The sequence below is a fragment of the Pseudomonas sp. PvP028 genome, assembly GCF_017832255.1.
In the GTDB taxonomy this organism is placed as follows: Bacteria; Pseudomonadota; Gammaproteobacteria; order Pseudomonadales; family Pseudomonadaceae; genus Aquipseudomonas; species Aquipseudomonas syringae.
On the sequence record NZ_JAFIBL010000001.1, the window covers coordinates 3772818 to 3794777 of the forward strand.

Sequence of the window (21960 nt, forward strand, 5' to 3'; positions counted from 1 at the left end):
GCCTTCCCACTTGAATGGAAATGATGATGAAAATGGAATTGTTCGACGCCCAATCCGTCAGCGATGACAACGCGGTTTATCTGATCAATGTCGTACAGGTAAATGAGGGGGCTCAGGATCTGGCCATTCAGATTCTTGAAGAGACGGTCAGTTACGTGGCACGCACTTACAGTGCCTTCAAATGGAGCCGATTGATGAGAAGCATCGACGGCAAGACCGTTATCAATCAGGCGCAATGGAGCGATCGCAGCCAGTTCGAGTCGCTGTTTACCGACGCAGAGTTTCTGTCGCGCTATTCCCGGTTGAAAGAAACCGGTACCTGGGAATATCACCTGTACAACGTGGCCGAGTACATCACCCCTGAAATTGCCTTACAAAAGGCCGGCTGGAGCCACAACCGGCAGAAGGGGGCGGCGCACAGGCCGCCTTCGTCTGATATTCACTCGGATTGCACAGGGATTATGCGATGACCACGATCAATACAGCACTGACCTCACTTCTGGGCATTGACCACCCGCTGATTCTGGCGCCCATGGGCGGCGCTTCCGGTGGGCGTCTGGCGGCTGCGGTTTCCCGTGCCGGTGGCCTTGGTCTGGTGGGTGCCAGTTACGGCGACCCGCAATGGATGGCGCGTGAACTGGAGATGATGCGAGAGGTGCAGCAGCCTTGGGGCGTAGGCCTGGTCATGTTTACCGTGGCCAAACAGTTCGAATTGCTTCTTCTGGCGCTGGAGTATCGTCCGGCGGTGGTTGCCCTTTCGTTTGGTGATGTACGTCCTTTCGTCAGGCCCATCCATCAGGCCAATGCCAAAGTCATCGTTCAGGTGCATGACGTCGACCAGGCGCTTGAAGCGCTGGACGCCGGTGCCGATGCGCTGATCGTGCAAGGTGCCGAGGCGGGTGGTCACAGTTTGCGCCGCGCTTCATTGCCGCTGTTTCCGGCGGTCCGCGACGCTGTGGGTGAGCATGTCGTGCTGATCGGTGCCGGCGGGATCGCCGACGGGCGTGGCATGGCTGCTGCGCTGGCGCTGGGCATGGACGGCGTGATGATGGGTACGCGCTTTCTGGCTTCACAGGAGGCACTGCCTTCCGAACGGGTAAAACAGAGACTGCTGCAGGCGGTTGCGAGCGATACGGTGCGAACCCGGATCTTCGATCAGGTGCGCGGCATCGATTGGCCCGAGGGCTACAGCGGACGTGTGATCGGCAATGACTTTTCCGCTAGCTGGGTGGGTGAGGAGCAGGCTTTCGCTGCGTCAGCCGGTCAACTGCGCCTGGACTATGAAGCCGCGCTGGCGGCCGACGATGTCAGTATCCGGGCCATCTGGGCAGGCGAAGTCGCGGACCTGATCAAGGAGGTGCTTCCCGCACAACTGATTGTCGAGTCGACCTTGCGCGGGTATGCCGCCAGTGTCGAACGCCTTCGCACGCCCCGCTGAGCCTTCACGATTGAGCCCTCACGATGGAGCAACGACCGGACCCGCTCGACAAGGCGGGTCTGGTTCTTTTTGCAGGAGCAAAAGCCATGAGTCATTGCATGACCTTCCGGACCTTTGGTGCCGGGCATTCGCGCGTCTTTATTCTGTCACCGGTGATGCCGGTCTGGGACGAAGGTGGATTTGCCCAATCGTTGATCGAGCATTTCACCGCCGCCGGTTTTCAGGTCACGGTGTTTGATTCCCTGTCACTGCCCGTTGTGCCGGGTGAGGACTTTGGCGCATTTACCGAGCGCTGGGCCTGCGCACTCGAGCCATGGGGTGTGCCGGATGTACTGGTCGGCGTTGCCCTGGGCGGTGCATTGGCGCAGGCACTGGCAGGCAGTTCATTTCTGCAGTCGACACCTGCTTTGCTGCTGCTGTCTTCCCCGGCCAAGGCCGACGGGTTACTCGATTCCAGGCTGGGACATATGGCGGACCTGGCCGAACAGGGGCATGTCGAGCAAGCCAGGCATCTGTTGGACAACCTGGTATTGCCTGACGGGCAGGTCCATGAACGAGCGGACCCAGCCGGCCACGAGAGTGACGCGACGCTTTCGATGCAGGGGCAGCGCCTGACAGTGGGTTTCCGGTTGCTGGCTGGTGTGGATCTCAGTGAATGCCTGCTCGATTACCAGGGGCGTGTGTTGAGCGTGTTCGGCGAAAAGTCGCAGTTGGTGGGCGTGCGCAATGTGCTGCGTACCCGTGGCCGGAAGCAACGCTCGCTGTGCGTGGAGGGGGGCGGGATGCGTCCTCTGGCGGATGACCTGAAGCAGGTGCTGGACAGCATCGACGCGTTCCTGATGACCCGCCAGGAGTGTGTGCAATGAGCCAGGTCGACGCGCTGAACTTCATCGATGTGCATTACCACGCCAATCCTGACGCGTTCATTCGTCGTCATGGTGCGATCGAGGCGGGCAGGTGCTACGCGCGGGCACAGGGCAGGGTGGTGCTGAAGAATCATCTGGGGTGTACGGCAGCCCAGGCGTGGGAAGCGCGCGATCAGGGTTTTCCGGTCAGCGGCTCAGTGGTCCTGAACGAGATTGCCGGCGGCATCGACTATCGGGTGGTCGAGCGCAGCCTCTGTTTGCGTGGCGATGAGCCGGGGCGTTTCATGGTTCATTTGCCAACCGTGACCGGCAGAACGCATGCCAGCACGCTGGCCCGCAACCTGAGCCATCCGTTGTTGCGGGACAAGCCCATCAAGCCTGCCAGAGTGACATCGGAGAACGGCCGTCTGACGCCACAGGCGCTGGATATTCTGAGAATGGCGCGTGACTATCCGCTGGTGATCTCGACCGGGCATGCCGATGCCGATGAAGTCAGGACGCTGATCGACGAAGCGCTGCGGATCGGTGTGCCGAGGTTGATGCTCAACCAGCCTGCCAATCCGTTGACCGGTCTAGACGCGGCCGAGCTTGCGCTGATCGGCACAGAGCCATCGGTCTACATCGAGCAGACCGCACTGACGTACTTGCTGGGCTATCAGGACCGGCAGGATTTCAGCGATGTGTTGAGTCATGTCGGCAATGTGGTCTACAGCTCGGACCTGGGGCAGACCAGTCAGGTCGATGTCCACGAGTGGCTGTCGCTGAGCGGGCAGTGGTTCGACGCGTTCGGCTTGAGCGGCGAGCGCCGCACCGAGGTGACTCTGTTGAATCCGCAACGCATGTTGGCCCTTTAAGCTGTTCGGATAAGGCCGCCCTGGCCAGCACTGCCAGGGCGGCCTGGCCATCAGGCTACTTCTGCGGACACCTTCGAAGTAATCGCCTCCACAACTCTGGGTTCACGCAGGCCCGCGTCTTCCATCAGTGGCAGTGTTTCTCTCACGAAGTCCTTTATACCCTCGTGGTAATCGAGCCACGTCAGGGCAATGCCGTCGATCCCCCAGTCAGAATACTTCCTGAACAGCTCCACGATCCTCTCGGGTGTGCCTACCAGTGGCACCCCGGCGAATCCGGCCTTGAAGTGGAAACGGAAACGCACGGCGTCTTCGGGGGTGAAAATGCCGGTCTGGATACCCAGCTCGCCGGTAATGATGTCGCAGCCCTCATCGTCACCCACCTGGTTGGCGTAATAGTCCAGGTAAGCGTCTGCTTCCTCTTGCGTGTCCTTCTGCACCACGTAGCCATAACACCATATCTTTATGTCACGGCCGAACTTCTGTTTCGCCAGGTCCTTGTAGGATGCAATCTGCTCACGCACCGCTTGTTCGCCGTCCAGATGTTTGACGATCAGGAACGCGGCGTCGCAATGTTCTGCGCAGAATAGTTTGCCGCGCGGCGACCCTCCGGCATTGATCAGGTAGGGTTTATTCAAGGGTTGTGGCTGCGAGATTGCGCCGCAGATGTAGAAATACTCGCCTTTGAAGTCGAACGGGGTCTGCTGCTCCCAGGCATTTTTTGCAATGTGCAGCCACTCTTCCGCGTAGTCGTAGCGTTTGTCGTGCTCCATCATGTGGCCGCTGAACATGCGCATTTCCGCGCCATACCAGCCGCAGAGGATATTCAGCCCGAAGCGCCCGCCGCTGATGTGGTCGATGGTCACCGCCTGTTTGGCCGCGAACAGCGGGTGCACGGTGGGCAGGTGCGAGGTGGTGAACACCGCGATCTGACTGGTCAGGGCTGCAATCCCGGCAGCCCAGGTATAGGTTTCGAAACAGACACCGCCGGTATTGTTGGTACCGCCGAAACCTTTCCAGCGGCCTACCGGTATGAAGGCTTCAAACCCCGCATCGTCGGCAATCCGGGCGATTTCCAGGTTGCCAGCCCAATCGTCTCCGCGCAGGCGTTCAGGCGCATTGGTGACGGTGCAGCCACCCTCGGTATTGGTGGAGAAAACACCCAGCTGTATCTTGTTCGGGCTGCTGCGCATCGGGTTGGTTTTTATCGGATAGGATTTTTCAGCGCGCATCGTGACCTCCCAGGTCGGTGGTTGGATCGTTCGTCCTTGCTAAATCCTGAACCTGCGGTGGCCGTGCCGACCAAGTAGTCGGTCAGGCATGATCACCCCGGCGGGTCGGGAAGTACGGCAGCACATACTCTTCCAGCTCTTGTAACACTTCTGTGGCCGGACGCCTCAGGGGCTTGAGGTTCAGCGCCACATGCGAAACCCCCTGTTCCCGCTGACGCTGCCACAGGGCGATGAGGGCGTTGCGCCCGGTACTGATTCCGCGGCCGACTTTCATCGGCGCGTCCTTGTTCTCGTCCAGATCGAAGAACGTCGCATAGCCGTAGGGCTTGAAGTGCCTTTGCTCATTGGCACTGCGCCAATGATTGATCACTTCAGGCAAGGTGTCGAAGCCGCTCTGATGCCATATCCAGCCATCCATGTGATTGGCCAGCCATTTGATGTCCTGCTGACAGCGGCCGATGGCAAGCATCGGCAGCCGCCCGAAAACCGGTTTCGGCAGTAGGTCCAGCGCGCCATTGAGTTGCCCGTAATGGCGCGATCTGAACACTGGAAAAGACTGCTCGGTCACCGCGTGCAGCAGTTCGACGCCGTCCCTGAAGCGTTCCGCGCGGGTGTCGAAATGCTCGCCGAACGCGGGATATTCGCCGGGCCTGTCCCCGGTAGACAAACCCAGCAGGAAGCGCCCCTCAAGCAACACGTCGACGCTGCACGCCTGTTTGGCAACCATCAGCGGATTGCGCAACGTCAATATGATACCTGCCGTGCCGATGCAGATTTGCCGGGTGACGGCAGACAGCAGCGCGGCGTAGACAAAAGGGTCGAACACTTGGCCGGCGTCGCCGAACCCCGGATCGAGAAGCGGTACGTCGCGCAGCCACAGCGCGGCGAAACCGGCCTTGTCGGCCTGAATGGCGAGGGCCAGATGGTCTTTCATGGTCGGTGCTGCGGAGTCGGGGTAGCCCTCCAGCGGCGCGATCAACCCGAACGTGAGATGACCCGGCGCGAACACTTTTGCAAAGGCTGGATGCCGCTTTGCGCCTGGTATTTCATAGGGACTCACTTGGTTTCGCCCGCCAGTTCAAGCGTGTCGGAGGGCTCTATGGGCGGTTCTTCATGAGCGCGTACGCGACCAAGCAGCGCAAAGACCGCCACGGCCGTCAGCACGGTGGCGGCGCTGAGAATGAACAGCAGATTGCGGAAGGCACTGACGTACTGTTGGTGCAGCAACGCTGCCTGACCGGACAGAATACTTGTCGCATTGTGCAGATCGCCCAAGGCAGCGCGGTTGGCCGCTTCGGTGACCACATCAGGTGAGACATCCTTGAGTGCGTCGAAAAGTCCCCATTGAATGAACGTTGCAAGCAGGGCACCCGCGATTGCGATAGCGATCCCGTCTGCCGAAACGCGCACCGCGTTGAAGATGCCGGTGGCCATGCCGGCGCGTTTTTTTTCAACGACACTGATCGCCATGCCGTCCATCAGCCCCCAGGGCAGGCCGATACCGATACCGATCAAGGCCATCGGCAGCAACGCTGTCCTGATCGCGCCACTGTCCAGTGCCAGCCCCAGCCATAACAGGCCGGCCGCCACCAGCAGCAGCCCGACGCCGGACAGCAGTCCTGACGTGAAACGACGTGCCAGCTGCGCTGCAAGCAGGGGCACGATCAGCAGGGGCGCCGCCAGGGCTGTCATCATCTGCCCGGTTTCAAAGGCGCTGAGGCCGTCGATACCAATGAAGCGCGCTGGCAGCATGATGATCAGCACGACGAAGAAAAATGCGGGAGTGGCTGCAAGAATCTGCACGCCGACAAAGCGCGCGCTCTTGAACAACGAGAGGTCCAGCATGGGACGGGCGACGCGCCGCTCCACCGCAATGAATACCCAGAACAGCAGCAGTGAGCCGATGATGCCACCCATCACCAATGGATCGGTCCAACCCTCTTCAGGGGCGAGCAGAATGGCATAAGTGAACAGGGTCAATGCTGCGGTAAAACTGATTGCGCCCGGCCAGTCCATACCTGTTGCGTCGGGATCCTTTGACTCAGTGGCGCTGAACAGCACCAGCAGGAACCCCGCGACGCCAATGAGTGCAGTCGCATGGAATGACCATTTCCAGCCTGCCGAATCCACCAGCGAGCCGGCTGCGAGAGGGCCGAAGGCCAGACCTATACCGAAGGTGGTGCCCAGCAGGCTGAAGACTCGGGTGCGCTCGGCGCCATGAAAGGTCTGGGCAAGCGACGACATCGCCCCGGCGAACGCTGCTGCACCGCCCAGGCCTTGAACCAGTCTGAGCAGGTCGATCTGGACGACGGAGGAGGCTGCCGGAATGGCGAAGGTGGAGAGCACGAATATCGCCAGCCCGATCAACCAGACGCGTTTTCTGCCGTAGATATCCGTCAGGCTCCCGGCGGCCATCATCGCGCTGCCGTAGGTCAGGATGTAGGCGTTGATGACCCAGGTCAGCTCGACGGCTGATCCGCCCAGTGCCTGGTTTATCGACGGCAGAACCACGGCAGGGCCCGTGAAGCATAACGGGATCAGAATGCCGGTCAGGCAAGCGGCGAGCAGTTGCCCCCATCGTCCTGCAGTGGGCTGTGTTTGAACCCTGTGTGCTGTGGTCATGTGCAATGTCCCTGTGAAGCGTGCCCGGGTTTTGCCGTGGTGCACGCGTTTATCCAAGAGCGATCGCCCTGCCGCGAGATTAGGGGTTGCGCCCGCAAACAAAAACAGGCTTATGTTCCGAACGTATAGGACAGGGTTGTCCTGAATAGGAGTGGGTATTGGAATCGCTCGGAAGCATCGCCGTGTTCGTTCTGGTTGCTGAAACGCGGAGTTTTACCCAGGCCGGAAAACGCCTGGGCATCTCTTCGTCGGGGATCGGCAAGAGTATTGGCCGTCTGGAGGAGAGCCTCGGCGTCCGCCTTTTTCATCGCAGTACGCGCAGTATCGCCCTGACGCTGGAAGGCTCGATATTCCTGGAGCGTTGCCGGCGGATTCTGTCGGAGCTGGAAGCGGCGGAAATGGAGTTGAGCAATGCCAGAGACTTGCCCAAGGGCAGGTTGCGGATCAGTTTGCCATTGGTCAGCGGACTGGTGATGCCGGTGATCATCGACTTCATGCGTACCTATCCCGATATCGAACTGGACATCGATTTCTCGGACCGCATGGTCGATATCATCGAGGAGGGCTTCGATATCGTGTTACGCACCGGCGATCCCGGTGACTCGGGGCTGATGTCGAAGCGGATGGGCAGTTTCCAGTTGCGCATCGTCGGCGCTCCGGACTATTTTGCCCGGCACGGTATACCCCGGCATCCTGGGGACCTGAGTCAGCACGCCTGCCTGTTGCACAAGTTTCCTTCCACTGGAAGGTTTGAACACTGGCCGCTGCGCCGTGAGGCAGGCGTCGACGATCTCGAGTTACCCCAGGCCATGGTGTGTAATACCACCGAGATTCTGGTGGACGTCGCGCGGGCCGGGTTGGGAATTGCCTGTCTGCCGGACTTCATGATTTTATCGGCCATTCGCAACGGCGAGCTGATACCTGTCCTGGATGACTACACGGTGCATACCGGAACGTTCAGATTGCTCTGGCCGTCCAGCAAGCATCTTTCGCTGCGCCTGCGAGTCTTCATTGATTTCATGCACGCCCATTTGTTCGCTCCTCCGTCAGTATGACTGCGCGGAGCGAGCCTGCAGCACCTGGCAAGGAGCACTGCTATGTATACGCTTTTCGGCACGCAAGGTTCGGGTTCGGCTGCGATCGAGATAGCGCTACAGGTTGACGCGGAGCCAGTAGTCAACGCGGTCATTCGACGCCATTGGCCTTGAGGCACCCGGCGACAGGATGAAGCGGGTTAGAAAATAAAAAAGCCGAACAGTGAATGTTCGGCCATTTTTATTTAACGGGTATCTGAAGTAACCACGTCTCGCCGGCGATGAGCCGTTGTTATTGTTCGGTTATATGGGCTGGTGCGTTCGTTGCACTGATCGGGCCCAGTATTCTCAAGTAGAGATGCACGGTAGTGCCACTCCCCGGTGCTGTTTCGACGCGTGCGCCTCCGCCGGCATTTACCGCAAACTCCTGCACCTGAACAAGGCCAAGCCCGGCACCCGGGTCCGAACTTCGGGTTGTGAAGAAGGGTTCGAACATCTGCTCCTTGAGCTCGGCGGTCATGCCAGGACCGTTATCTTTCACACTGAGTACCAGATAATCGCCTTCCGGGAATTGCGGGTCGTCCTTGACGGACTCCAGCCGGGTCGAGATATGCACCTTGCCGGGGCCTGAAATTGCATCACGCGCATTGCTCAGCAGATTCAACAAGGTGGTATGCAATTGCGCTTCGGCGCACAACACGCCCCAGCCTCGGGCGGATAGGTCGAATGACAGGTCCAGCGTGTCGCCCGCCGAACGCAACAGAAGATCACGCGCAGCATCGATCCGTTCGCTGACATCGATGCAGATCAGTTCGGGACCGTCCTGGCGAACGCTGTTGAGCAGGCGAGTTACCAATTGGCGACCGTGATCCACTGCTCGTAGCCCGGTATCGCTGAGCGTCTCTACATCGGTCGGGCGGCGTGAGCGCATGCGGATCAGTTGCAGGCTGGCGCTCAGAGCCTGAAGCAGGTTGTTGAAGTCATGAGCGATGCTCGCTGTGAGCATGCCCAGTGAGGACACCCGTTGCGACTGACGCAAATTGCGCTCCAGCGCCAGGCTTTGGCTCTGGGAGCTTTCGAGCCCCAGCGCCAGCTCGGCGGCGTGCTGGTCACGCTGCTCCGAAACCAGGCGGTATTGCATCAGGGCTGCGGTTTGCCGCGCCAGTGCGAGCAGGGCACGACGTTGCTGGTCGCTCAGTACGCGCGGCCAGATATCGATCACGCAGACGGTGCCCAGTGCATGGCCGGCCTCGGTACGAATCGGCGCACCTGCATAAAAGCGGATGTACGGAGGCCCGAGCACCAGCGGGCTTTCTCTGAAGCGAGGATCAGTGGTCGCGTCTTCAACCACCAGCACATCGGAAGGCTGCAGGATGGCGTGGGCGCAGAATGCCAGGTCGCGGTGCGTCTCCTGCACGTCCAGGCCGATGCAGGCCTTGAACCACTGGCGCTCTCGGTCAACCAGCGAGACCAGCGCAATGGGCGCGTCGCACAGTGTTGTGGCGAGCAGCACAATGTCGTCGAAGTCTTGCTCGGGAGCACTGTCCAGTATCTTGAGATGCTCAAGGGACAGGACACGTTCTTCCTCGCTGGCGGGAAGTGGCGCAGGGTGGTGGGTCATGGGGCGCACCGCGATCGGATGAAATTGGGTCTTATGATGCCTATGATCCATAGAGTGCAGCAAGGTATACGCCGCATAAATCAGCTCGGCGTGCACAGGTTTGCACGATGTCCCCTTTATTCAGCCTGCTCGCTCGACTCGCAGTGAAGAAATCCTGCGCAGTGGAAGGGCGTCACGGCCGTGTTTGAACACCCTCGGAACAGTCACTTCTTACTGTCGTCGCCGGTTCGAACAATCTATATAACGGCGCGTCATTAAATGACGCCTGTAATAAAAGTTAAAGTTCGCTCGACATAAGAAGTTGGCAGGTGCCGAGAGTAACGAGATGGCCCTTTTTAGCGCTGTATTTGTAACTTATTGTGTCCATATTATGCGTGCCGTGTAATAAACTGCCGTCCGGTTTTTGCCTTGGCAAAGATCGTGAGCCCATTAATAACGTCCCGTATTCTTCTGGAGCAACGCCAATGCCCGGCCCAAATGAATCAAGCCCTGCCGAACTTCTGCCCGACGGAGCTACTGACGACCGAGTCACCAGCCTGTTATGGGGGCCATTCTGGCTCGGGGACTCGTCCGGTACCCATCTGACTTACAGTTTTCATCGGGCCGACTCCGTCTACGCCACTGACTACAGTCGCTCGCAGGAGCCTGGTGATGCCTATTCGCTGACCGACGCCCAGGCGGCAGCCGCAAAAAGCGCACTGGATGCCTGGAGTGCGGTGGCAGATATCAAGTTCACCGAGGTTCAGGACACACCCGACAATGTCGGAGACATCCGTTTCGGCGGCTTCAAGGGCCTGCAAGGCACCGAGTTTGGCCAGGCTTATGCGCCGGGTACACTGGGCCGCTCCGGCGATGTCTGGATCGGGCCGAACGTCAACGCGGCCGATCCTGCCAAGGGCACGGATGATTACCTCACGTTCATGCATGAAACCGGTCATGCACTGGGCTTGAAGCATTCGTTCGAAGCCTCGCAGTACAACGACGTTCTGCTCGATGCCAAATTCGAAGATGCGCGTTACACCATCATGAGCTACACCAACAATTACAGCTTCAAGCCCACCACACCGATGTTGCTTGATGTCGCGGCCATGCAGTTTATATACGGTGCCAACACCCACTATCACACTGGCGACGACGTCTACAAATGGGCACCTGGGCAGTCGGTATTCGAGACCATCTGGGACGCTGGCGGCAAAGACACCATTGATGCCAGCAATCAGGAAGCATCGGTGAAAATCAACCTCAACGAGGGTGAGTTCAGCACCATCGGCAAGGCGTTTCTCGATTACAACGCGAACCCTGATGCACCGACGTCGATGAATTCCGGTCTGGCGATCGCCTACGGGGCGCACATCGAAAACGCCATAGGTTCCGCTTTCAATGACACGCTGATCGGCAACGAACTGGATAACGTGCTCAATGGTCGCGGCGGTCTGGATACCATGATCGGCGGGCTGGGCAACGATACCTACGTCATCGATCAGGCAGGCGAACTGGACCTGGTTCAGGAAAAGGCCGATCAGGGCGTCGATACGCTGAAGATCACCTATGACAATACCTCGCCCATTGCACAGGTGATCAACCTCAATGCCGGGACGTTGGCGAACTTCGAGAATGTCCATCTCAAAGGCGAGGGCGCGTTCACCGTGCTTGGCAATGACCGCAACAACACCCTGACCGGCAATGATGCGGACAACGTTCTGTTCGGCGGCGCCGGCAATGACAAACTGGTGGGCGGTCAGGGCGCCGATATCATGACTGGCGGTAGCGGCGCTGACCGTTTCGTGTTCAACAACCTGTCGGAAATGGGCAAAGGCCACAACAGCGACGTGATCACCGACTTCAATAGCCAGCAAGGCGACAAACTGAGCTTCCTGAAGATGGATGCCAACGTGGACACCAAAGCGCTTGATGCTTTCAGCTTCATCGGCAGCGGCGAGTTCACCGGCGCTGGCCAGCTGCGTTTTGCTGATCATGTGCTGTCCGGCAACGTCAACGCTGACCTGCATGCGGACTTTGAAATCCAGCTGGTTGGCGTCACCGAGTTCCATGCTCACGATCTGGCGGTCTGATCGCTGACCTGAAAGACCGATCACAATGACAGGACTGCGCCGCTGACAGGCGCAGTCTTTTCTGGCCGACTTCCCCCTTTCTTTTCTGGTTTAATCGCGCACCGCAATTGTGCGATGCGGCGTTTTGCGCGTTTTTTGGCACCGCGACGGTGCTGTTACAAAATTTAAAACCACAAATTCAATATATCCAACAAAACCCACTTGACTCATCAGAGCCTGCTGAATGTAATGCGCCGACAGTCGTTGGTGCCGTGCGTTGCGCATAAGTGTCTGAGAGGTATCTGCTTTGATTGAGTCCAAGCCATCTTCCATGCCTACCGTGATCGAGGCTGCCACGCGTGTCCGCGAAGGGGGCCTGACGCCGATACACTTGACCGAGTTATGCCTTGCAGCGATTGAAACCCACAATTCCACACTGAATGCATTCGGTGATGTATATGCCGAGGCGGCGCTTGAACAGGCCGCAGGCATGACAGCCGAACTGCAGCGCGGTGAGATACGCGGGCCGTTGCACGGCATACCCTTTGGCATCAAGGATCTCTTTTCCACTGCCGGGCTGCGCACCACGCGGGGGTCGTTGACTGCGCTGGAGTCGGTGCCGGTTCAGGACGCACCCATCATCCGTCGCCTCAAAAACGCTGGCGCGATCATTCTTGGCAAGACCGCGACCACCGAGTTCGGCTGGACGGGCGCCAGTACGTCGCGGGTGTTCGGCAACGGGCGCAACCCGTGGGCCCCGAGCCTCACCAGCGGCGGCTCCAGCTCCGGTTCGGCCATTGCCGTGTCGGCGCGCATGGTTCCTGCGGCCCTGGGCTCGGACGGCGGCGGCTCGGTACGCATACCGGGCTCGTTCTGTGGCGCATTTGCCCTCAAGGGCACATTGGGGCGTATTCCCACCTGGCCCTGGTCGGCCACCGAAATGCTCAGTCATGCCGGGCCGATCACCCGAAGCGTGCGCGACAGCGCGTTGTTGTTCGACATTCTGTCGGGCCCCGATCCACTCGATCATCAGGCGCTGCCAGCCCCCGACGAGTCCTTTCTGGCCCGTTGCGACCAGCCGCTGCAACCCTTACGCATCGGCTTCTGCCCGACGCTGTTCGACACCCAGGTCGATGCGCAAGTCGCCGCAGCGGTTGACGCCGCCGTGGGTAATATCGCCAGGTCGCTACCCGTTACGGTCAGCACGCTCAAGCCGGATTGGCAGGACCCGCTGGCGACCTTCGAAACCTTGTGGGTCGCCGGGCGCGGTATCGCCTATGGCAAGGCGCTTGCGCATAAGCTGGACCAGCTCGATCCGGGCTTTGCCGATCTGATCAGGCGATCTGCCCAGTACAGCCTGAGTGATTATCTGCAGGCCCTGCAACAGCGTGCGGCGTTCGCCAATCAGGTGCATGCATTGTTTGACGATTACGATCTGCTGCTCATGCCCACCCTGCCGATTCTGCCGTTTGCCGCAGACGATGTAGCTCCTGTGGGCTATGCCGGGCAGGACGGCGCTTTGCCGTGGGCGCGCTGGACGCCGTTCACTTACCCTTTCAACATCACTGGCAACCCGGCCGCCAATTTGCCTTGTGGGCGGAGCGACGCAGGACTGCCGATCGGTTTGCAGGTCGTCGGCCCACGCTTTGCCGATGCCCAGGTGCTGCAGTTCTGTGCCGCGGTAGAGGCCATTGCGCCTTGGGATCAGCACCTGCCACCGGTTTCGGGGCAATAGACATGTCGCTCTTGCACGCAGATCAGCGGCCCAAGGGCCCGGACACTGGAGTCATCACTTTGCAACGGAATGTTACCCCTATGCTCAATCAGCCGCGCCTGGACGAAATCATGCGCCTGCTCGTTCAACAGCAGCGGGTCAAGGCGTCGGACCTTGCACAATTGCTGTTCGTCTCCGAAGAGACCATCCGCCGCGACTTCAAGCATCTGGAGGAAGAGGGCAGGTTAAGGCGCATTCACGGCGGCGCCATTCTGCCCAGGTCCAGCGAAGAATTGCCGTTGCAGGAGCGCAGCAGACTCAAGCCTCGCGCCAAGGCGAGCATCGCTGTGCGTGCTGCGCAGCTGGTCAGCGAAGGCATGGCCATCTTCCTCGACACCGGTACCTCGACGCTGGCGCTGGCCCAGCAGCTGACCCGGTTCAGTCAGTTGAAGATCATCACCAACTCGCTGGACATCGCTCAGCTGATATCGCACCAGAGCGACAATCAGGTTCTGGTTGCGCCCGGCGATGTGCGGCGCACCGACAACGCCTTGATCGGCCCCCATACACTGGAGTTCGCCCGGCAGTTTCACTACGACATTGCCTTCATGGGCATCGGCGGCATTGATCTGGACTTCGGCCTGATGGATTACCAGGAGCCGGAAGCCATGTTGCGCAGGACGCTGGTCAGGCATTGCACGCGCAGTGTGGTGCTGGCCGACGATGGCAAGTTCGGTCATCGCACCTTTATCAATACCCTGCCATTTGCCGCGATCACGACGTTGGTCACCAATCGCGCGCTATCCGACGAGTTTGCGACACGCCTGGAGAAAGATCATGTCGACACCCTCTATTCCTGAGCTGATCGAGCCGAGCGCAACTGATCTGGCAGCGTTCGAAGCAGTGTTTCGGCAAAGCTCGGCCATCGGTGCGACTCCGGCCGGAGGCCTACATCGGCTGGCGGCCTCGGCTGAAGACGGACAGGTGCGTGACTTGTTTCGGGACTGGCTCGAAGCGCACGGCTTCGAAGTACGCATCGACGCGGTGGGCAACCTGTTCGGCCTCATGATCTTTGATCCCGACGCGCCTTATCTGCTCTGCGGTTCACACCTGGACAGCCAGCCGAGTGCCGGGCGTTTCGATGGCGTATACGGCGTGCTTGCCGGTGCCGTGGCGGTGTCCAGCCTGGTGCGGCAATTGCTTGAGCGTGGCGAAGTCCCGCGCTGCAATCTGGCAGTGGTCAATTGGACCAACGAAGAGGGCGCGCGCTTTCAGCCGAGCCTGATCGGCAGTAGTGTGTTCACCGGTGCCTTGACGCTGGACGACGCCTGGGAAAGCCGCGATGGCGACGGCATCCGTCTCAAGGACGCCCTGCAGGCTATCGGTTATCTTGGCAACGACCGGGTTGATTTGAACATTGCCGGGTATGTCGAAATTCATGTCGAGCAGGGCGCAGGCCTGGAAAGCAGCCAGACCGCCATCGGCGTGGTGCGCGAGACCTGGGCCGCCCTGAAAAGGCGGGTACGTTTCGACGGTGAGCAGAATCACACGGGCCCTACACCCATGGCTGCCCGTCGGGATGCGTTGCTGGCCGCCGCACATACCATCACTGCGGTGCATGACGAAGCCTTGCAGCACGGCGTGCAGATGCACAGTTCTGTAGGCCGTATCGAGGTCTACCCCAATTCGCCCAACGTGGTGCCTTCGCGCGTTTCGCTGCTGATCGAATACCGCTCCCGCGATGTCGATCTGCTGAGTGCTGCCTCGGAACGCCTGGATGCAACGCTGCGCGCGATCGTTGACAAGACCATGACATCGTTTGAAGTGGAAAGCAGCGTGTTGCGCTCACCTGCCAGGCTGCATGACGGGTTCGCTGCACTGGCGCACGGCGTAGGCGCCGAGCTGGGTTTGTCGACCACCGACAGCATGACCGTTGCCGGTCATGATGCGATCAGTCTGAACAGGCGCTATCCCGTGTGCCTGCTGTTCATCCCCAGCAGCAATGGCGTTTCTCATAACGAAGCCGAATACACCAGCGATCAGGACATGCACAACGGTTTGCGCATGCTGACCGGTCTGTTGCATCGGGCTTGCACCTCATCCGCGTCATTTGGTTGAGGGGCTGACCATGTCATATGCCGACGACTTGACCAAGCGCCTGCGCAGCGCATTGACATCTTGCGGGTTCGCGGCAGACGCCGAGATCGAGAACGTTACCCAGGGCGTGGCCTCGCCCTCGAGACTGTCGACCGAGTGGGCCGGCTTCCGGGCCAGCAGCGCGCCGGGCGGTTGCTACGCCAAGGTTCTGCATGCCGACATGGCACCACTGATCGATTTCGACGAGGTGGCCCAAGCCAGCGAATGTGCCGGCCGTAGCGCAGCGGCACCGCGCCTGCTCGGCGTAGACCAGGCCAATGGCGTGCTGATCTTCGAGGACCTGGGTGTCGACTGGCGAGCTGCGCGGCTCGACGATCTGCTCGCACCCGGCCGGCTTCAAGCGCTGTGGGCACTCAAGCGGCAGGTGCATGCCGGACCTGTGCCTGATGTCGTGCGTTCACCGATGGCGGATATCCAGCGCCTGCACACACTGTGCGAGCACGATAACGTTGCGCTGCCTGCCGAGCATCAATGGATCGACCGTTGCGTCGACATGGCCTGGCAGGCGCTGCAGAGCCGCTCCGTGCAAGCGGCTCCGCTGCACGGCGACGGTGTGTCCAGCAACGTCATGGTTTCCAGCGAAGGCCAGTTGCGTCTGGTGGATTTTGACTACGGTGGCTGCATGGATCCGTGGTACGACGTGGCGATTACCCTCAATGAGCTTTATTCGTTCGAGCGCCAGTGGCGCGAAGGGATCAGCGCGTGGGCCGGGCAATGCCTGGAAACCGACTACGCGGTGTGCCGTCTGTATGCGCTGATCAACGACTGGTACTGGACCCTGTGGGGGCTTTGGGCCGGCACCACGTCCTCGCGGCCACTGGAGTTTTCCAAGGTCGGGCAATGGACGCTGTTGCGTTGCCGACAGTGCGTTCAGGACCCGCGGCTGGAAGGCTGGATGCGTCAGGTTCAGGAGGGTAGAGCATGAAAACGTTAGGGCAGTCGGTCAGTACCCAGGAGCGACAACTGGAAGCCGCCGTGCGCAGCATCGACAGCTGGCAAGGCCGCCGCGTTGGCTACGAGCCTGTCAGTGGCGGCATCTCCAACACCAACTGGCGGGTCGAGGTCGAGGGCGCCGACACGGCGTACTTCTTCAAGGTGCCAGGCGTCGGCACAGAGATGTTCATCGACCGTCACACCGCCCACGAGGCCAGTGTGAAGGCTGCGCAAACCGGTTATGGCGCACCGGTTTTCGCCTTCCTCGAAGCCTTTGGTGTCGAGGTGTTCGAGTTCATGGAGGGCTGGCGGGCGTCGTCCAACCATGACTTTCTGCAGCGCGACATACGCCACAGTGCCCTGCACGGGCTCAAGGCATTCAACGATCAACCGTTGCTGCAACAGACCAAGACCGTATTCGACATGATCGCCGAGCATCAGAGCCAGGTGGCGGAACTGAAGGGCATCAAGCCTCAGGATGACGATTGGTTGTGCCTGCAATACCAGCGCGCGAAAGCGGCGCTGCAAGCTTCCGGGATCGATCTTGCGCCGTGCATGAACGACACGCTGGCAGGCAACTTCATGCTCAACGCGGATCGCCAGATTCGTCTGGTGGATTTCGAGTATGCCTCCAACAACGACCGCCATTACGAATTGGCGCTGTGGTTTGGCGAGATGTTTTTCAGCGACGACATGGAGCTGGCGCTGATCGAGGATTACTTCGGCCAGGTCAGCGCGCAAACCGTAGCGCGGATCAAACTCAACAAAGCCTTGGCCGACATCAAATGGTCGACCTGGGCGATGGTGCAGCACGCGGTGTCGCAACTGGACTTCGACTTCTACAAGTACGGCACCTGGAAGCACATGCGCGCGCGCAGCATCATCAATGATTCGCAATGGGAAACCTGGCTGCGGCAGGTCTGAGTCGTTCTCGTCCGGCGCGCCTTCGAACACGTAAGACACGTATTTCAATAATAAAAAAGTAGCGGGTAACCGCGTGTTTCTTTCACTGCTTGAGTTTTATCCGATCACTTATCCATAGCCAGATCCTGAAATTCAAGGAGCACTCCATGAGTAACGTTCCGTCCCTTTCCACCCCCGGCCGCCTGAAGAATCTGGTGTTTGGCCTGTACTTCTTCGCGCTGTTGATGATGGCGCTGTTTCCGCCGTTTTACCTAAAGGTCAGCGGCAGCGCCGTGCTGGTGTTGGGCATTCCGCTGCCGATCTTCTACTGGATTCTGATCGCGGTGCTCATGGGGCTGGGCCTGTGGATGCTGTACGTGGTCGAGTCGCTGCTGGGTGAAATTCCACAAGAGGGGGACGGGCAATGATCAGTACGACTATGGTTTCGGATCTTTACATCACCTTCGGCCTGATCGGCGTATTTCTGGCGGGCATGATTGCAGTGCTTTACGCGACGAACCGCAAGAGCGAGAGCTTTTCCGATTACGCGGTGGGCGGTCGCTCTTACGGGCCATGGTTCATCGCCATGTGCTACACCAACTCCTGGTGGCCGGGCGCAACGTTCACGGCGTTCTTCGCCTTGTCGGTCGGTGGCGCGCTGGGCTTTTACGGCATGGTTTACGCCACGCTGGGCGTGACCGCGATGTACCTGATGGCCAATCGTGCCTGGACCTGGGGCAAGCGCTTCAACCTGACCACTCAACCGGATTTGCTGGGCATGCGCTTCAACAGTCCCGTGGTCAAACGCATTGCTTCGATCATCGGCATCATCTCGGTATTCCCTTGGGTGGTGATGGGAATTCAGGCCCTCGCGACGCTTTTCCAGTTCGCCAGCTTCGGTCGTTGGGGCGTGACCACCTGCCTGTTGGTCGGCGTGGCGGTGATCCTGATTCGTCAGTACTGGACGGTGAGCATGGGCATGCGCGGCCTGATCATGACTGACATGTATCAGGGACTGATTGCCTACGTGCTTTGCGCTGCGCTGTGCATCTTCCTGCTGTTCGGCGCGCAGGCCTCGTTCAGCAACCTGTCGCAGTTGCCCGCCAGCATGCTGGTAATCCCCGGCGGAGCAGGCAGTACCTATGGGCCGATGTACATGTTCAGCCTGATCTTTACTGGCGTGATCGGCTCGATGTGCTGGCCGATGAGCTTTCAACGCATCTATACCGCCAGCGGCGTGCGCTCGGTAAAGAAGGGCACGCTGCTGACCATCCTGCTGGTCGGCGGCTTCTACGGAATTCTGATGCTCTTCGCCGCAGCAATCAGCCAGGACCCGAACGTCGCGGCTCATCCGCAACACGGCTGGTTCCTGTCTCTGTTCGACATCGGCGGGCCATGGTTGCTTGGCGTTGCAATCATGATCGTACTGGCAGCCAGTATCGGCCATGTCGACGGCTGCGTGCAGGTGTGCGGAACGCAGTTTGCCAATGACCTGGCGACCTGGAGCAAGCCACGCAGTGATCGCGAGAAGACCATTCTCGCCAAGGTCGGCATGGTGGTGTTCATTGCGGCGGCCTCATTGCTGGCCTACCTGACCTTCGACTACGCCCGCCTGCAATTGCTGGCGCAGATTTCCTATCAGGGCATCATCCAGTTGGCCGTGCCGCTGTTCTTCGGCGTGTTCAGTCGTCATGGCAACAAGCAGGGCGCGATTGCCGGCATGCTGGTGGGGATCGTGATCGCCATCGTGCTGACCACGATCTACCCGGATGACATTCCGGCGTTGGGCTCGTTGACCAGTGGCATCGTCGGTCTGATTTTCAATGCGGGCATCTTCGTTGCCTGTGCCGTTGCCATCAAACCGAGTGCGGATGAAGTCAGACGCGTCGATGAGCTGTTCGCCATGGCCGCGCCAGCGCGTCGTGGCGTGGGTCCGGTTGTGGCGATGAGCTGATGCCGCCTGCGGCTCAGGGCGTATTGATAAAGTCGATGAAAGCCCTCAGCGGCGAGGGCAGGTAGCGGCGCCCCGGGTAGTACCGATAAGGCCCGGTGAAGCGCTGCCACCAGGGTTTGAGTATCGGTTCCAGTGCGCCGCTGTCCCGGTGAGGGCGTAGCCAGTCTTTGAACAGGAGGCTGCTGCTCAATCAGAGCCTGCCTTCCTCGCGCAACAGTGCGCCGATGCGTTCTATCTCCAGCTCGCCCTGAATCAGCGCGGCTTTGCTGGTGTGTACCGAGTAGTAGCCTGTGACCAGGTCGTGCGGGTGCTTGACTGCCGATCCCAGCACGAAGTGGGTATCACCCTTGGCGACGATGTCGATGGGGCGATCCGATTCCTCGAAAATCACCAGTTCACCCGCGCCGACCGGGCCGCCTGCGTCGAGCTGTCCGGTGTTGACTGCCAGCCAGCCCACGCTATGGCCTGCGGGTGGTGTGTAGCGCCAGTGCTCGCCATCCTTGAGCTGTACTGCCAGATAATTCATGCCTTCCGGTGCTGGCAGGCTGCTTTTTGCGCTGCCATAGCGTCCCAGCAGCACGTTTGCCGGGCCTTGTTGTGCAACCTGCGCTGCCGACAGGTACACACTTTGTGCCGGGCCATTTTCCTGCGCGGCGGGCAGTGCGACCCATAGCTGAAAGCCCCTCACAGCCGAACCGTTTACTGGCTGGGCGTCATGCCAGACGCCATTGCCGGCGCTCATCCATTCCACACCGCCGCTGAGCAGTACTCCGGATTTTCCAGTGGTGTCTTCATAGGCGAGTTCGCCTTCGATCATGTAGGTCAGCGTAGCGATACCCGAATGCGGGTGCATGCCGAAACCCGTTTTCCCCGGCTCTGACGTGAAGCAGATTCGATCGAGAAACACGAAAGGCTTCAACAATTGACCCAGATCGCCCGGGCTCACCAGTCGGGTGATCGGCCCGCGAGTTCTGCCGGTAGTGCGATGGACGATGGCGCGTGGCTGAATGCTGACGATGCTGTTCATGGCGTTCTCCTCTGGGCCTTGATGCCTGAGCGCAAATAATAAGCTTCAATGGATTGCTTGATTAGTCGGTATAGTTGGCTTGGGCTGATCCATAAATACGAGGAATCCGGGCGTGGCGTTCGATCTCAACGATGTTGCGCTGTTCGTGCAGGTGGTGCGCAGCGGCAGTTTTGCCCAGGCAGCAAGGCAGTTGGGCATGCCGTCCAATACGATCAGCCGCAGGGTTCAGCAACTGGAAATGCAACTGGACACGCGACTGTTGCAGCGATCGACGCGCAAGCTGGTGCTCACTCAGGCTGGAGAGGAGTTCTACGACCGATGCGTGGGCGCGGTCGACGGGGTGATGGAAGCCGCAGAGCAGCTTGCATCCGGGCGCGATGAGCCAAGCGGCCTGGTGCGTATCGCAGCGATGGCTGATTTCTTCGACTTTTTCTCGATGGACTGGGTGGCCGGTTTTCTTGCCCGTTACCCGCGTGTTCAACTGGAGTTCGTGCTCAGTGATGATCACGCCGACCTGATCGCTGACCGGCTGGACATCGCCTTTCGGGGTGGCCCTTTGCAGGACTCTGGGTACGTCGGGCGGCAATTGATCGATGAAGGCCATGACACGATGGTCGCCAGTCCTGCTTATATTGCCGCTCATGGCATGCCTGATTCCCTGCAGAGCCTGCACAGTCATTACTGTGTCAGTGCAGCGCATCGCGGCGGCGTCACGGCATGGCGGTTACTCGGTCCGGACACGAAGATGCATGAGGTACACATTGCCAGCCGGTTTAATGCCAACACCGCGCAGGCGCTGCGCAAGGCAACCCTCGCCGGGCTTGGTATCGCGTTGTTGCCTGCGACGCTGATCCGCTCGGATCTGCGGGATGGCCGGCTGGTGCGGGTACTGCCCCGGTACCAGCGCACCAGCCATGGTTTGCATGTGCTTTATCCCAGCCGACAGCATCTGCCGCCAGCGGTGTCGGCATTCATTGCGTTGGTGCTGGACAAACTCAGGGACAAGGCGTTTGCGGCGCAATGAGCAGCCTTGGCGGCACGCGATACTTGCGCGTTACTTGATTCGTGACGTCATGTAGATCAGCCGCACGGTGGCGACAGTGATCGCTTCGGCGTCGTTCTTGATGTTTTCCAGCTGATTGCTGTCCACATTGCCAACGCCTGCGTTCGATTCGATCAGGCGGGTGAAGTGGTATAGGTTCTGGGTCACGTCGTGCAGGTTGCCGTGCAAGCGTTCAACAACGCGGTTGAGCGGGCCACAGCTGTGGCTGTCGGACGTTATGACAGCGGGGACATTACGCGTAGCACTGAGGCCGGTGACCACATAGGCAACATCAACGCCGGCATTCGAAATGCTGGACAGATAATCCGCACGGGGAGAGCGGACGCCATGTTCGTAGTTACCCTGGGCATTGGTTTCCACGCCACCTATCGCGCCCAGTGCACTTTGCGAAAGCTTGAGGCGCAAACGTTCCTTTTTAAGCCGCGGTCCGATCCCTGTCATCCGTTTGTCCTCGATAAACTGTGCACCGCTACAGTCAGGGTTAACAAGCGTTT

General features: G+C 59.8%; 19 protein-coding genes and 2 pseudogenes. 14 read left to right on the forward strand and 7 right to left on the reverse strand.

Translation table 11 applies throughout. The features are described from left to right. Positions 1-26: 26 nt before the first annotated feature. The 4 genes and pseudogenes from JOE34_RS16715 to JOE34_RS16730 all read left to right on the forward strand — a co-directional run. Positions 27-380: pseudogene (locus tag JOE34_RS16715) on the forward strand (antibiotic biosynthesis monooxygenase); the annotation flags it as partial. Between the two features lie 86 nt (positions 381-466). Beyond that, positions 467-1438 carry a nitronate monooxygenase gene (locus JOE34_RS16720; protein WP_044312964.1) on the forward strand — a complete coding sequence of 324 codons (972 nt, stop codon included), beginning with the start codon at positions 467-469 and terminating at the stop codon, positions 1436-1438. Between the two features lie 86 nt (positions 1439-1524). Further along, positions 1525-2304: a hypothetical protein gene (locus tag JOE34_RS16725; protein ID WP_209996870.1), complete on the forward strand. Its 780-nt coding sequence runs from the start codon at positions 1525-1527 to the stop codon at positions 2302-2304. Continuing rightward, positions 2301-3158: a DUF6282 family protein gene (locus JOE34_RS16730; protein WP_096113643.1), complete on the forward strand. Its 858-nt coding sequence runs from the start codon at positions 2301-2303 to the stop codon at positions 3156-3158. The genes JOE34_RS16725 and JOE34_RS16730 overlap by 4 nt, the downstream gene beginning before the upstream one ends. Before the next feature lie 50 nt (positions 3159-3208). Here JOE34_RS16730 and JOE34_RS16735 read toward each other — a convergent pair whose 3' ends face one another. From JOE34_RS16735 to JOE34_RS16745, 3 genes are all read right to left on the reverse strand, one after another. Beyond that, positions 3209-4387, reverse strand: coding sequence for an LLM class flavin-dependent oxidoreductase (locus tag JOE34_RS16735; RefSeq protein ID WP_209996143.1), 1179 nt, complete (start codon positions 4385-4387; stop codon positions 3209-3211). Positions 4388-4469: 82 nt separating this feature from the next. Beyond that, entirely contained in the window at positions 4470-5447 is a 978-nt protein-coding gene (locus tag JOE34_RS16740; RefSeq protein WP_017279612.1) for an LLM class oxidoreductase, read from the reverse strand. Beyond that, the gene (locus tag JOE34_RS16745) at positions 5444-7009 is read right to left on the reverse strand and encodes an MFS transporter (protein ID WP_209996145.1); all 1566 of its coding nucleotides are present in this window, start codon (positions 7007-7009) and stop codon (positions 5444-5446) included. Before JOE34_RS16745 ends, JOE34_RS16740 begins: the two co-directional genes overlap by 4 nt. A 158-nt stretch (positions 7010-7167) precedes the next feature. Here JOE34_RS16745 and JOE34_RS16750 point away from each other — a divergent pair, with 158 nt between their 5' ends. Beyond that, entirely contained in the window at positions 7168-8064 is an 897-nt protein-coding gene (locus JOE34_RS16750) for a LysR substrate-binding domain-containing protein (RefSeq protein ID WP_046266026.1), read from the forward strand. A gap of 271 nt (positions 8065-8335) precedes the next feature. Here JOE34_RS16750 and JOE34_RS16755 read toward each other — a convergent pair whose 3' ends face one another. Beyond that, positions 8336-9664, reverse strand: coding sequence for an ATP-binding protein (locus tag JOE34_RS16755; protein WP_209996147.1), 1329 nt, complete (start codon positions 9662-9664; stop codon positions 8336-8338). 464 nt (positions 9665-10128) lie between these two features. Here JOE34_RS16755 and JOE34_RS16760 point away from each other — a divergent pair, with 464 nt between their 5' ends. The 8 genes from JOE34_RS16760 (at position 10129) to JOE34_RS16795 (ending at position 19376) form a co-directional block, all read left to right on the forward strand. Beyond that, positions 10129-11736 (forward strand): M10 family metallopeptidase, encoded by a 1608-nt coding sequence (locus tag JOE34_RS16760; RefSeq protein WP_003315399.1) that lies wholly within the window; start codon positions 10129-10131, stop codon positions 11734-11736. A gap of 310 nt (positions 11737-12046) precedes the next feature. Next, entirely contained in the window at positions 12047-13450 is a 1404-nt protein-coding gene (locus JOE34_RS16765; RefSeq protein ID WP_046266025.1) for an amidase family protein, read from the forward strand. 80 nt (positions 13451-13530) lie between these two features. Next, entirely contained in the window at positions 13531-14289 is a 759-nt protein-coding gene (locus JOE34_RS16770) for a DeoR/GlpR family DNA-binding transcription regulator (protein ID WP_003417444.1), read from the forward strand. Further along, positions 14267-15547: a Zn-dependent hydrolase gene (locus JOE34_RS16775; RefSeq protein ID WP_003394697.1), complete on the forward strand. Its 1281-nt coding sequence runs from the start codon at positions 14267-14269 to the stop codon at positions 15545-15547. The genes JOE34_RS16770 and JOE34_RS16775 overlap by 23 nt, the downstream gene beginning before the upstream one ends. Before the next feature lie 10 nt (positions 15548-15557). Next, entirely contained in the window at positions 15558-16511 is a 954-nt protein-coding gene (locus JOE34_RS16780; RefSeq protein WP_209996156.1) for an aminoglycoside phosphotransferase family protein, read from the forward strand. After that, a complete protein-coding gene (locus tag JOE34_RS16785; RefSeq protein ID WP_003315393.1) occupies positions 16508-17443 on the forward strand; it encodes a choline/ethanolamine kinase--aminoglycoside phosphotransferase in 936 nt (311 codons plus the stop codon). Before JOE34_RS16780 ends, JOE34_RS16785 begins: the two co-directional genes overlap by 4 nt. Positions 17444-17589: 146 nt before the next feature. Continuing rightward, positions 17590-17850, forward strand: coding sequence for a hypothetical protein (locus tag JOE34_RS16790; RefSeq protein WP_003315392.1), 261 nt, complete (start codon positions 17590-17592; stop codon positions 17848-17850). Further along, positions 17847-19376, forward strand: coding sequence for a sodium:solute symporter family protein (locus JOE34_RS16795; protein WP_032698716.1), 1530 nt, complete (start codon positions 17847-17849; stop codon positions 19374-19376). The genes JOE34_RS16790 and JOE34_RS16795 overlap by 4 nt, the downstream gene beginning before the upstream one ends. 13 nt (positions 19377-19389) lie before the next feature. Here JOE34_RS16795 and JOE34_RS16800 read toward each other — a convergent pair. Both JOE34_RS16800 and JOE34_RS16805 read right to left on the reverse strand, forming a co-directional pair. Next, positions 19390-19551, reverse strand: a pseudogene (locus JOE34_RS16800) (LysR family transcriptional regulator); the annotation flags it as partial. 15 nt (positions 19552-19566) lie between these two features. After that, positions 19567-20403 (reverse strand): pirin family protein, encoded by an 837-nt coding sequence (locus tag JOE34_RS16805; RefSeq protein WP_024665008.1) that lies wholly within the window; start codon positions 20401-20403, stop codon positions 19567-19569. A gap of 112 nt (positions 20404-20515) precedes the next feature. On the opposite strand from JOE34_RS16805, the gene JOE34_RS16810 reads away from it, so the two are divergent. Beyond that, positions 20516-21427: a LysR family transcriptional regulator gene (locus JOE34_RS16810; protein ID WP_017278525.1), complete on the forward strand. Its 912-nt coding sequence runs from the start codon at positions 20516-20518 to the stop codon at positions 21425-21427. A 30-nt stretch (positions 21428-21457) separates the two neighbouring features. On the opposite strand, the gene JOE34_RS16815 is transcribed toward JOE34_RS16810, so the two are convergent. Beyond that, complete coding sequence (locus JOE34_RS16815; RefSeq protein ID WP_017278526.1) at positions 21458-21907, reverse strand: helix-turn-helix transcriptional regulator; 450 nt, start codon at positions 21905-21907, stop codon at positions 21458-21460. Positions 21908-21960 lie beyond the last annotated feature (53 nt).